Source organism: Acinetobacter sp. A2 (assembly GCF_012371325.1).
Classification (GTDB): domain Bacteria; phylum Pseudomonadota; class Gammaproteobacteria; order Pseudomonadales; family Moraxellaceae; genus Acinetobacter.
In genome coordinates this window covers 1-12,817 of sequence record NZ_JAAZQX010000051.1, presented here as the reverse complement: position 1 = coordinate 12,817, position 12,817 = coordinate 1, and the positions used below count along the sequence as shown (strand labels likewise).

Here is a 12,817-nt window from a genome sequence, read left to right as displayed (position 1 = left end):
CTAACAAAGGAAAGCCACCTCTAATGGCTGCTTAACCTCTACTTTTAACTTCGGTTATTTATGGGAGGATTACCACTTCATATTTTATTTTTATTGAAATGACGATTTTATGATCAATTTTTTATCTAGCTTAATATTTCCTCCATTAACTTAATATTGGAATTTATTTTTTTTATATCTTTCTCAATCTCATGTTTATGGGTAATGAAATATTTTTCTAGCGTCGCATCATTAGCTAATAAAGTATTTAAGAATTCGATATTATTCTCTTTTTCCTCCAATTCTATCAATAAATCACTTTTTTTTGACATAAAAATATCTTGAAGCTTCTGTTTTTTATAATGATTTCTTAAATCATTCAGTCTAGGTGTTTCTTTATAACGAAAGGATTTTTTTGAAGATGTAGTGGGATTGATTTCCAAATATTTAAAATTCAAAAGGATTTTTAGGCCTGAGTACATACGTCTTTTAGCAGTTTTTGGCATGTTTGGTCTAGATGTCAGCATTTTCTCCCAAAAATCTTTAGCTTGCCAATTATTGACTTCGTGATTTATGAATAAGTCTAAAAAATCATCATACAGTGGTAAATGAGTATTTCTTGCCATAACTGAACAATTTTTACTTATTAAAAAGAGGATTATAGTCCGTGGATGTTTAATCCGTAAATGATGATAGTTCTGTTTTTTGAGCATTTAAATCAAATGACAGAATTAGCAAGTTTACTAGGTCAAAAAATACGTAAGGCTAGAAAAGAAAAAGGCCTTTCTCAAGAAAAGTTAGCCCTTATGTGTGGTTTAGATCGTAGTTATATGGGGCGGATAGAGAGAGGTGAGGTTAACATTACTGTGCTCAAGCTTTATGAAATATCAAAAGCTTTAGATATTCAAATCATTAATTTTTTTGAATAGAAATATATTTAACTTAGTTTTAATAGAAAATTATGTTTAAAAACAATATTTTGCATTGAAAATGGTAGTATTTGTTTAGGGGTTTTTCATCTTAGTAGGCGTGCTACTGCAAAAAAACAATTGACATTGAGTAAAAAACGCCCCATTATCCTGATGTAACAGGTTTTGCATAGTCTACCTACTGTATTAATTTGTGATGACAGGTGGCCGCCTGTCATCAAATTCAAAACCAATAACGCGACTAAACATTAGGAGTTAAGAACAAATGAAAGTATATCAGATCAATTATGACCTGCGTAAGCAACGTAACTATGATGAGCTGTATAAAAAGATCCAATCTTATTCGAATTGGTGTCGTCCTTTAGAATCCTGTTGGCTTGTTATTTCTGACAAATCTGCGGTGGACATTCGCAATGATCTTCAGACGGTTCTAGATGCTGATGACGGTTTATTAGTTACAAGGTTAAAAGGTGAAGCAGCTTGGCATAAAGTAAATTCAGATCGGAATAGTCAGATGACCACTTGGTTAAAAGATAACTTAGGTAAGGCTGCTTAACTATGTGAGTCAAGGGTGGCTCAATCTCTTTCAGAGTAAATATTTATGTCAAATGTAAAAAAAACCGTAAAACTGAGCGACCTTGCAGAGATTCGAACAGGTTTTACATTCCGTGAAAAAGTTGAGGAAGTCGAGTTAGGCAATGCCCACGTATTGCAGATCAAAGACATTCGTAATATAGCAACGGATACATGTAGTTATACGCTTTTTACAGATGCTTTACCGCAAATTGATTGGCAAGGTAAAGATAACGCAATCGTATCGCCTGAGTCCGTGTTGCTACCCTGTCGTGGAGAGTATCTTAAAGCACATTATTTTGTAGGCAATCAAGATCAATCAAAAGCATTACCCTTAATTGTGAGTAGTCAGTTTTTGATTCTAATGCCAAATCAAAATGTAGTGCCTGAATACTTATGCTGGTACTTAAACCAACCTCATGTGCAATACGAGTTACGCAAAGAAAGTCAGGGTTCTAAGATGCCAATGCTGAGCGTATCAACAGTTAGCCAGTTCGAAGTTGAGGTCCCTAGCTTGGATATTCAGCAACGCATAATCGAATTAAACCGTATTTGGGAGCAAGAGCAGATCTTGACCCAACAATTACTTAAAAATCGTGAACAAATGATGATGGGCATGTTTAAACAACTGCTCCAAGGAAACAAATAATGGTTACTCAAATTAATCAAGATACCGTCAATAAAGCCCTTTGGTCGGCATGTGATGTATTCCGTGGCACGGTGAGTGCAGATACCTATAAAGACTATATTTTGACGATGCTGTTCTTAAAGTACATCTCTGATGTATGGCAAGATCATTACGACAATTATAAAAATGAGTATGGTGATGAGCCTGAACTGATTGAAGAAATGATGAAAAACGAGCGTTTTGTACTCCCTCGTGAATCTAATTTCTATACCTTGCATGAGCGTCGCTTTGAGCCCGGCAATGGTGAACGCATTGATATGGCTTTACATGCGCTTGAAGAAGCCAATGGGACAAAGCTGAAAGACGTAGGCAAAAGTGTTTTCCAAGATATCTCGTTTAATACCGATAAATTGGGTGAAGAAAAGCAAAAAAATACCATTCTAAAAGATCTTTTAGAAGTGTTTGCTGTGCCTGAGTTGGATCTAAAACCAAGCCGTGTTGGTTCACTTGATGTGATTGGTAACGGTTATGAGTTTTTGATTAAAAACTTTGCTGCGAGTGGTGGTCAAAAGGCGGGTGAGTTCTATACGCCACCTGAAGTATCGGACTTAATTGCGGAATTACTTGACCCACAAAAAGGCGACAGTATTTGTGACCCTGCCTGTGGTTCTGGTTCACTGTTAATGAAGTGTGGCCGTAAAGTCGTCAGTAATCACAACAGCAAAGAATATGCACTCTACGGGCAAGAAGCGATTGGTTCAACTTGGTCTCTGGCTAAGATGAACATGTTCTTGCATGGTGAAGATAACCACAAAATTGAGTGGGGCGATACCATTCGTAATCCAAAATTATTGGATAAGAATGGCGACTTGATGCTATTTGATATTGTGACAGCAAACCCGCCATTCTCATTAGACAAGTGGGGTCATGATACAGCTGAAAATGATAAGTTTGATCGTTTCCGTCGTGGTTTACCGCCAAAGACCAAAGGTGATTATGCTTTTATCTCGCACATGATTGAGACGCTAAAACCTGTTACGGGTCGTATGGGCGTTGTGGTTCCACATGGTGTGTTATTCCGTGGCTCATCTGAAGGGAAGATTCGTGAGAAGTTGATTAACGAAAATTTATTAGATGCGGTGATTGGTTTACCTGAAAAGCTGTTTTACGGTACGGGTATTCCTGCGGCAATTTTAATTTTCAAAAAGCAAAAGTCTGATGATTCGGTTTTGTTTATTGATGCAAGCCGTGAGTTTAAATCAGGTAAAAATCAAAACAACTTAACAGAAGATAATATTGCCAAGATTGTTGCAACTTATCGTGCTCGTGAAAGTGTAGATAAGTATGCGTATTTGGCGACTTTGCAGGAAATCAAAGACAATGATTACAACCTAAACATTCCTCGTTATGTGGATACCTTTGAAGAAGAAGCTGAGATTGATTTGGTTGCAGTACGTGCTGAGCGTGAGCAATTGAAGACTCAACTTGCTGAACTTGAAGTTCAGATGGCGAAGTATTTAGAGGAGTTGGGTTATGGAGAGTAATACTATTCTTTATAAACCACTAGGTGATGTCATTGAGCTTCTAACGGACTATCATGCTAATGGTGCTTATGAAAAGTTAAAAGAAAATGTGACATTATTGGATAAAGAGAATCATGCTGTCATGATTCGAACTACCAATTTTGAAGCAAATGATTTTACAAATAATCTTATCTACATAGATGAGCATGCTTATGAGTTCCTCAAAAAATCAAAAGTTTATGCTTCTGATTTAATCATGAACAAAATTGCTAATCCTGGCACAGTTTACTTTATGCCTGAAATTAGCAAGCCTGTATCATTGGGAATGAATCTATTTTTAATTCGAATTAATCCTAAAAAGGCTAATCCATATTTTATCTACGCCTATTTAAGAAAAAATGAGCATTACGTTAAATCTTTTGCTAGCGGTTCGACAACCAAGACTATTACAAAAGATGATGTTAGACGTTTAAAAATCTACACACCACCTTTGGCAGAGCAGAATAAAATTGCCAAAGTTCTTTCAACTTGGGATCAAGCGATTTCGGCTACTGAAAAAATGCTTGAAAATAGCCAACAGCAGAAAAAAGCATTGATGCAACAATTGCTGACGGGTAAGAAGCGTTTGCTTGATGAGAATGGGGTGAAGTTTAGTGGGGAGTGGAAAGATAGTCATTTAGTAGATATTGCCAAAATTTCAAAAGGTAAAGCACTTAGTAGTAAGGATTTAGAAATTGGAAGTTACCCAGTCATCGCTGGCGGTAAAACGAGCCCATATACCCATAGTGAATATACTCATGAAAATGTTATTACAGTAAGTGCAAGTGGTGCATATGCTGGTTATGTAGCATTTTACCCTTATAAAATATGGGCATCTGATTGTTCGGTAGTCTCTAATAAAATCGGTTCGGATATTAATTTTATCTACCACTTATTAGTCTCGATGCAGACCATTATTTATTCACTACAAAGTGGTGGAGCACAGCCTCATATTTACCCTAAAGATATTGAAGGTTTAAAAATTTTGATACCGCCATTGGTTGAGCAAAAGAAGATTGCTAGTGTTCTTTCGCTTGCTGATCAAGAAATTGATACTTTGCAGAAAAAACTTGATTGCTTAAAGCAAGAGAAAAAAGCCCTGATGCAACAACTTTTGACAGGTAAAAAACGTGTCAAGGTAGCTGCTTAATGATGCAAATTACGCCTAGCTATTACCGCATTATGGCGGGTGCCAAGTCTGTATTTGCTCAAGAGTTTCTAGAAGGCGGCTTTATTGCCGCCAACTGGAACATTGACCAAGACTTAACACATGACTTACCTGATGATTGGCGTGAGTTTAATCATCGTTTTATTCCTGTGTATCTCAATGCTCTACCTGACAAAACTAAGATTTCGGCAGGTTTAGCATGTGGCATGTTACATACGCTTTCTAAAGGGATTAAACAGGGAGACATCATCCTTACACCTCGTGGGGATGGTCATTATTTGGTGGGTAAAGTCATATCAGACTATTACTACGTGCCTTCAGGTGAGTTAAGCCATCGCAGAAAAGTCGAATGGTTTGAACAGACTTTGCCTAGAGAACTGATGTCTCAGGAGCTTAAAAACTCATCAGGATCAGCAGGTGCAGTTTGTAATATCACGAAGTATGCAGAAGAGCTTAAAACGCTTATTGATGGTAAAGAAACAGTTGAGCATCTCGAACCTGACGAAGTGCTCGAAGACCCAACGGCTTTTGCTTTAGAAAAGCATTTAGAACATTTCTTGGTAGAGAATTGGTCTAAAACTGAGTTGGGGGCAACATACGATATCTATACTGAAGAAGGTCAATTGGTCGGTCAGCAGTATCCATCGGATACAGGTCCTATCGACATTTTGGCAATCAGTAAGGATAAAAAGACATTGCTTGTTGTTGAGTTAAAACGTGGTCGTGCAAGTGATCGTGTTGTGGGGCAAATTCAACGCTATATGGGCTATGTCAAAGATGAGTTGGCTGAGGCAGATCAGCAAGTGAAAGGCGTGATCATTGCCTTAGAAGATGACCTAAGAATTCGTCGTGCTTTGAGTGTGGCTCAGAATATTGAGTTTTATCGTTATCAGTTGAGTTTTAAGCTCAATAAAAGCTAATGCAAAAGTGAAATTTGGCGCTGATTGATCATGTTTGGCGTCACTAAATATCAAATAGATCGTTATAAACAAGGATGTTTTTAATACTTTATCAACAATTAAAATTTGAGGGCTGTAATGTCAATTTCCCAAATGTTTCAAGACTTTTTAAGTAATATTAAAGTTGCGAATGAAGAACAAATCACGTTGCGTTATCAAGAGATAACATGTGCATTGAACAAAAAATTTCGTGATACCGAATCAAAAATATCAAATCAATTACAAGTTGGTTCGTACGGTAGATGGACTGCGATTAAAGGTATTTCAGATTTAGACATGTTGTACATCATGCCATCTTCAAAATGGGATGATTATAAAAATGGTGGTCAATCAAAGTTATTAAAGGATACAAAAGATGCAATTCTTGCACGTTATCCTCGAACCACGGTGTTTGTAGACCGATTAGTCGTATGTGTCCAATATACGAACTTCCATGTAGAAGTACAGCCTGTATTTAAGCAAGAGGATGGCTCATATAAGTATCCAGATACTAAGAATGGTGGTAGTTGGAAAATTACTAAGCCTCAAGCTGAAATTGATGAAATGAAAAGCATGAATGAGGCAAAAAATAAAAACTTGCGTCGTTTATGTAAGATGGCTAGAGCTTGGAAAAATAAGCATGGAGTGGGCATAGGAGGCCTATTAATAGACACACTCGCCTACAATTTTATGAAATCGACTACGAATTATGATGACAAGAGTTATAGTTCATATGATTGTTTAAGTAGAGACTTTTTTAAGTATTTATCCGAACAACCCGATCAAGATCACTATCAAGCTTTAGGTAGTAATCAGGATGTCAAAGTTAAAAGTAAATTTCAAAGAAAAGCTAAAAAAGCATATGAGAATTCGCTTAAAGCTATTGAAAATGCAGGAAAGAGTTCGGCTAATGATTATTGGCGAAAAGTATATGGAAACTCTTTCCCTAAAGCAGCAACTACTATCGTTAAATCAATGACATTAGGTGAGTTACGCTATAGAGATACTGAAGAGTTTATTGAGAATAAATACCCAATAGATATACGTTATCCGTTAAAAATAGAATGTGAAATTACTAAACATGGTGCATTCATAGATTTCTTAAGTCATTTTAAAAGAAATCGTAAAAAATTAAATAGCGGAAGAAGTCTTAGATTCTATATCGATAAAAATGGGACGCCCTCTAGTTTACCAGAGCAAAAATATTCTGTTTTATGGAAAGTTCTAAATCGTGGAGAGGCTGCAAAAAGTCGAGATTGTATTAGAGGGCAAATTGTTGCGGATCTAGGGCAGAATCAAAAAACTGAAACCGCTGATTTTAATGGTGAGCATATAGTGGAATGCTACATCATTCAAAATGCTGTAGTTGTAGCTCGTGACCGCATTTATGTGCCGATTGAGGAGTGAAGATGATTAAAGATGATTTACTTAAATGTATTGCGGAAACTGGTTATAACGTAGGTTTTGGGGCAAAGAAGAATCTAGCGACTTATGATTTAGTGGAGAAATTACCTGGCTGGATAAGCTTTGTTTCAATCGCTTTTGGTATTTACTCTTTGGTCTTTGATGCACTTTCAACTAAGTTCCTATCGGCAACATTTACATTGGTTGGCGTAATTGGACTGTATGTCATAATGTATGATGCTAAAAAAAATGAATATAAGACAGCAGGAGATGAGTTGACAAAAATTTATAATCAGTTGAGAACATTATATTATTCAGTCCAAGGTAAAAGTAATAGTGATGATTTAACATTTTTAATTGAAGAGTATCGCCAACTAGAGAATCGGTATTGTTCAGTTGGTTTAGGTAAACAAATGTTGTTCAGTGATTGGTGTGCACACTATAAATTCTTTTGGCAACATCAAATTGAATGGGTTGATGAGCAGAAAAATTTTAGTTTTTTTAGGGATAAAGTGCCGTTAAGTTTTTATATGTTCTTGGTGGTATTAATTGTTATGGCTATCTGCTTTATTTATAAAGCAAATCTTAGTGCATGTTTCGCAGTTTTATTTTAAAAGTTTTGGTTTGATATGAACGGTCTCTCAATTAAGTTTCAAGAAGAATACAGTGCTAAGATTCCCGCATTAACATTGTTAATGAATCTGGGGTGGTCGTTTTTACCGCCATCACAGGCACTTGTTGCCCGTGATGGTAAACAAGACCAAGTGGTATTACGTCAAATTTTACGTAAAGAGCTCTCTAAACGTACTTTTCCATTTGCGGGTCAAGAATATTCATTATCGCCAAAATCAGTTGATAACTTAATTGCCGAAATCTGTAGTCCTGCTTTGAATGAAGGGCTACTGACTGCCAACGAAAAAATGTATAACCACTTATTCTATGGCATTCCTGTCACCGAATTTGTGAATGGAAAAAAGGTTAGCCCTACGATTCCATTGATTGATTGGCATAACATTCATAACAACGACTTTTCATATACTGAAGAATTTGCTGTCACACGCTCAGGTGGTGTAGATACACGAAGACCCGATATCATTTGCTTTGTAAATGGTATTCCTTTAGGGGTAATTGAAGCAAAACGCCCTGATAGTCAGGCTAAGAAAGGTCCAACGATTAATGAAGGCATTTCTCAGACGCTTCGTAATCAGCGACCTGATGAAATTCCACATCTGTTTGCATATAGCCAACTACTACTTTCTATAAATGGACATGAAGGGCGTTACGGCACATGTAATACCCCTGCTAAGTTTTGGGCAGCGTGGCGAGAAGAAGATATTTCTGATGCAGAGATGTATGCGCTTAAAAATAATAAATTAACTGCTTCACAAAAACAGAGCCTATTTTCTTATCGTCCAGTCGATGACTTAAATTGGTATGAAAACCTAATTGCAGGTGGAGACTTAGCTGTTACAGGTCAAGATCAACTGCTGATTAGTCTATTAAAGCCTGAACGACTACTCGAAATGGTTCGCCTATATACGCTTTTCGATAAGAAAGCAGGAAAAATTGTTGCCCGTTATCAGCAAATCTTTGGTATCAAACGCCTCATTGAGCGTATTAGTACGAAGAACAGCAAAGGTGGACGCGAAGGTGGTGTCATTTGGCATACAACGGGCTCAGGTAAATCTTTTACCATGGTCTTTCTTAGTAAAGCTTTGATCTTGCATGAGGCTTTAAAACAATGCCGTATCTTGGTTGTCACTGACCGTGTCGATTTAGAAGATCAACTGAGTAAAACCTTTGTATCAGGTGGTGAACTGGCAGGAAAAAAAGACAAGCAAAATGCCATGGCGACTTCAGGCAAACGCTTGGCTGAACAAATTGGTAAGGGTACAGAGCGAATCATGTTCTCTTTGATTCAGAAATTTAACTCTGCAACCAAACTTCCTGAATGTGTTAACACAAGTTCTGACTTCATTGTCTTGATTGATGAAGGGCATCGAAGCCAAGGTGGTGAAAACCATGTGCGTATGAAACTCGCACTGCCAAATGCGGCATTCGTGGCATTTACAGGTACGCCATTACTTAAAGATGAAAAGACCGTTAACAAGTTTGGTCCTATTGTTCATGCGTATACGATGCAAAGAGCGGTAGAAGATAAAACCGTAACGCCTTTGCTCTATGAAGAACGAATTCCTGATTTAGATGTCAATGAACGAGCGATTGATACGTGGTTTGAACGGATAACAGAAGGTTTAAATGATCAGCAAAAAGCAGATTTAAAACGTAAATTTGCGAGAAAAGGTGAAATTTATACTGCGGATGATCGTATTCGCCTGATTGCGTTAGATATTGCCAATCACTTTGTGAAAAATATTGATGATGGTTTAAAAGGACAGCTTGCTTGCGATAGCAAGGCTTCAGCGATTAAGTATAAAAAGTACTTGGATGAAGCAGGCTTGTTTGAGTCTGCTGTGGTGATGAGCCCACCTGATAGTCGTGAAGGAAATACTGATGTTGATGAATCGACTACCCCTGAAGTGACCCAATGGTGGAAAGACAATGTCGGCACTCAGGATGAGCAAACTTATACCAAACAAGTAATTGAGCGTTTTGAAAAAGATGATTCGCTGAAATTACTGATAGTGGTGGATAAACTCTTAACAGGTTTTGATGAACCTAAAAATGCTGTTCTTTATATTGATAAAAATTTAAAACAGCACAATCTGATTCAAGCAATTGCGCGTGTAAACCGACTTCATCCAATGAAAAAGTTTGGTTTATTGATCGACTATCGAGGTATTTTAAAAGAATTGGACGCTACGATTCTTGATTATCAAGATCTCGCTGCCCGTACCCAAGGTGGCTATGATATCAATGATCTTACAGGCTTATATACGCAAATGAGCTCTGAATACAAACGTTTACCTCGTTTGTATAAAGCACTTTGGGCAATTTTTGCTGATGTCAAAAATAAAAATGATACAGAGCAGTTGCGCCAAGTTTTAGTCCCACGCATTGAAGAACGTGAGGGTGAGTTAGTCGATATTCACTTGAAAGTTCGTGATGATTTTTATGAAGCACTTACAGAATTTGCCAGTTGTTTAAAAGTTGCGTTGCAGTCAGCAACCTTCTTTGAAGATAAAAGCTTTTCTGATGCAGATCGTCAGCACTACAAAGAAACAGTCAAACTATTTACAAGCTTGCGTCAGATTGTGAAACGAGATGCTGGAGAGACGATTGACTATGATCAGTATGCTGAGCAAGTCAAAAAACTTCTTGATAAACATGTTGTGGGTATTGAGGTAAAAGACCCTGATGGAGTTTATGAAGTCGGCAAGATGGGTAAAATAGCTCAGCCTGAAGATTGGAGTGAAGAGAAAACACGTAATGAAACGGATATCATCAAAACTCGTGTAACGAAGATGATTGAGCAGCAATTGCGTGATGATCCCTATGCTCAGGAGGCTTTCTCTAAGCTGTTACGTCAAGTTATTGAAGAGGCTGAGAAAGAGTTTGATCACCCATTGAAGCAACACATGCTGTTTAGAGAGTTCGAAGAACAAGTTGAAGCTCGTCGTTTAGATGAAATTCCTGATGTGTTCAGTGGCAATAAGCATGCTCAAGCTTATTTCGGTGTCTTTAAGAAACTATTACCTGAAGCATTCTCGATAACAGATCAAGAGAATCAAGATAAGTGGATTGAACTTGCTTTCGAGGTTGATTGTTCTGTGATGAGCTCTGTGGCTGAAAACTCAATTAATCCACAAAATATTGAAGCGGATATCCGTAAAAAACTATTACCTCAGATGTTCCGTGAATGTAAATCCATTGGGAGTGGTATGGATCAAGCCAAAAAAATTGTGGAAATGATAGTACAAATTACTCGGGTCGGTTTAAATGGGCTCTAGGATGAATAAGTTGCCAGAGAGAAAGTTAAGCATTGTTTATGGTGATGAAGTTGTTGATTTTGAGGTGCTTGAAAGTCCTAGCCGTACTGAAAAGATACTGATTAAAGTCTATGCTGATTGTCGGGTAGTTGTATCGGCACCGTTAAATGCAGATGATAAAACAATCATTGAAGCTGTAAAGCAGCGTAGTCGTTGGATCTATAAACAATTACGAGAGTTCCGTGAGCAAAGCAGATTTATCACGCCTCACCAATATAAAAGTGGTGAAAGCCACTTTTATTTGGGTAAACAGTATCAATTAAAAGTGATTCATGATGATACTAAGCCAAAAGGTGTAAAACTTCTGAGGGGAAGATTGGAGGTAAACACCTTAGATACGGATATTGAAAGTATTAAATCTCACTTAAATGAATGGTATAGATCGCGAGCAAAAGTCATATTTGACGTACGCTTCCAACGTATTCTAGAGCAAGCTTTATGGGTTGAAGATAAGCCTAGCATTCGTTTGATGACCATGCGTACACAGTGGGGAAATTGCTCCCCATCAGGTCTACTTACGCTCAATCCTCATCTAGTTAAAGCGCCTACAAACTGTATTGATTATGTGATTCTGCATGAGTTATGCCATTTAGTTGAGCATAACCATAGTGAGCGTTTCTACCAACTTTTGACTCAAGTGATGCCTGATTGGGAGGTGGTGAAAGAGAGATTAGATAACATGGCTGTGAAGTTTTTTGAATAGACTTTTATGATGCTTTCTGGCTTTGTTGCACAAAGATTTCCTAACTATATGATTTTATAGGATTTGATTGTTTTTCAGTCAGGATTTTAATTTAATAAAATCAATGGCTTATATATTTATGCAACAAAACCGTTTTTATTCCTACTAAGAAATCTAAGTGAAAGAGTATTTGCTTGTGTAGGTAAATACTACTTTTTCAATTTTATTATTAACAAATACTTCAATTCTATTTTGATCTATTTCTCTAAATATATATTTAGCTTTGTAGTCTTCAATGATAATTGAATATTTATCCCCATCTTCTTTATTTTTAAGATGGATTAGTAAAAATGTCTTATATATACCGCTAATAATAGCAGGTATCATAAGAAAAAATGCAATATTAATAAGGTTTTCTTCATAAGGGGAGTTTAATATTGCTAAAAAAGCTAATAATATAAAAAAGTATGAGAATGAATGATTTTTATAACGATTAATTTCAATATCTGGTTGATTGAAAAGTATAAATTTATCCTTCAGATATTCAATTTGTTCATCTTTTTTATAATGTTGAAAAATTCCTTTTGCTATTCTTACGAGAGGAATTTCTTCTACGACAGTTTCACTTAAATTATCAACTGATTTTTCTGAAGTTATAATTTTAATTGCTGATGGAGTGAAAATATTAGTAATAGATTTTTTAAATTTATTCGATCTAAAATTGTTTAATTCATCCAAATATTGTTCAGCTATTTTTTTACAATTTTCATTGAGACTACTGAGATTTTTTTTCACATATATAACACGAAAGATATATAATAAAATAAAGACAATTAATGATAATGTGAATAGCATATTGAGTTATCTTTTTTTGATAATTAAGTAAATATTTTACAAATTTTATTTTTTATATCAATAGATTTATTAGGCTTTGTTGCACAAACCTATCTGTAAAGGCTTTTTCAGCGATATAATTTTCAAATGAAGAAGCCTACACACAAAAT

At 36.3% G+C, this 12,817-nt stretch carries 12 protein-coding genes; 10 read left to right on the top strand and 2 right to left on the bottom strand.

Features of this window, described 5'->3' with window-relative positions:
- Positions 1–125: 125 nt before the first annotated feature.
- On the bottom strand, positions 126–605 hold the full coding sequence (locus HHA43_RS12825) for a hypothetical protein (RefSeq protein ID WP_168542754.1): 480 nt from the start codon (positions 603–605) through the stop codon (positions 126–128).
- 96 nt (positions 606–701) lie between these two features.
- Between HHA43_RS12825 and HHA43_RS12820 the strand changes: the two genes are divergently transcribed.
- The 10 genes from HHA43_RS12820 (at position 702) to HHA43_RS12775 (ending at position 11,834) form a co-directional block, all read left to right on the top strand.
- On the top strand, positions 702–908 hold the full coding sequence (locus tag HHA43_RS12820) for a helix-turn-helix domain-containing protein (protein ID WP_168542752.1): 207 nt from the start codon (positions 702–704) through the stop codon (positions 906–908).
- A 265-nt stretch (positions 909–1,173) separates the two neighbouring features.
- Positions 1,174–1,464: a hypothetical protein gene (locus HHA43_RS12815; RefSeq protein ID WP_168370635.1), complete on the top strand. Its 291-nt coding sequence runs from the start codon at positions 1,174–1,176 to the stop codon at positions 1,462–1,464.
- Between the two features lie 45 nt (positions 1,465–1,509).
- A complete protein-coding gene (locus tag HHA43_RS12810) occupies positions 1,510–2,130 on the top strand; it encodes a restriction endonuclease subunit S (RefSeq protein WP_168542750.1) in 621 nt (206 codons plus the stop codon).
- A complete protein-coding gene (locus HHA43_RS12805) occupies positions 2,130–3,653 on the top strand; it encodes a type I restriction-modification system subunit M (RefSeq protein ID WP_168542748.1) in 1,524 nt (507 codons plus the stop codon). Before HHA43_RS12810 ends, HHA43_RS12805 begins: the two co-directional genes overlap by 1 nt.
- Positions 3,643–4,821 (top strand): restriction endonuclease subunit S, encoded by a 1,179-nt coding sequence (locus tag HHA43_RS12800; RefSeq protein WP_168542746.1) that lies wholly within the window; start codon positions 3,643–3,645, stop codon positions 4,819–4,821. Before HHA43_RS12805 ends, HHA43_RS12800 begins: the two co-directional genes overlap by 11 nt.
- Positions 4,821–5,759, top strand: a complete 939-nt coding sequence (locus HHA43_RS12795) for an endonuclease NucS domain-containing protein (protein ID WP_168542744.1) — start codon at positions 4,821–4,823, stop codon at positions 5,757–5,759. The genes HHA43_RS12800 and HHA43_RS12795 overlap by 1 nt, the downstream gene beginning before the upstream one ends.
- Positions 5,760–5,876: 117 nt before the next feature.
- Entirely contained in the window at positions 5,877–7,184 is a 1,308-nt protein-coding gene (locus tag HHA43_RS12790; RefSeq protein ID WP_168542742.1) for a nucleotidyltransferase, read from the top strand.
- A 2-nt stretch (positions 7,185–7,186) separates the two neighbouring features.
- Positions 7,187–7,795 carry an SLATT domain-containing protein gene (locus HHA43_RS12785; protein ID WP_168542740.1) on the top strand — a complete coding sequence of 203 codons (609 nt, stop codon included), beginning with the start codon at positions 7,187–7,189 and terminating at the stop codon, positions 7,793–7,795.
- Between the two features lie 15 nt (positions 7,796–7,810).
- On the top strand, positions 7,811–11,092 hold the full coding sequence (locus HHA43_RS12780; RefSeq protein ID WP_168542738.1) for a type I restriction endonuclease subunit R: 3,282 nt from the start codon (positions 7,811–7,813) through the stop codon (positions 11,090–11,092).
- Between the two features lies 1 nt (position 11,093).
- Positions 11,094–11,834 carry a M48 family metallopeptidase gene (locus HHA43_RS12775; protein ID WP_168542736.1) on the top strand — a complete coding sequence of 247 codons (741 nt, stop codon included), beginning with the start codon at positions 11,094–11,096 and terminating at the stop codon, positions 11,832–11,834.
- 153 nt (positions 11,835–11,987) lie between these two features.
- Here the strand turns inward: HHA43_RS12775 and HHA43_RS12770 are convergent, their stop codons facing one another.
- Positions 11,988–12,608 (bottom strand): hypothetical protein, encoded by a 621-nt coding sequence (locus HHA43_RS12770; RefSeq protein ID WP_168542734.1) that lies wholly within the window; start codon positions 12,606–12,608, stop codon positions 11,988–11,990.
- Between the last annotated feature and the right edge of the window lie 209 nt (positions 12,609–12,817).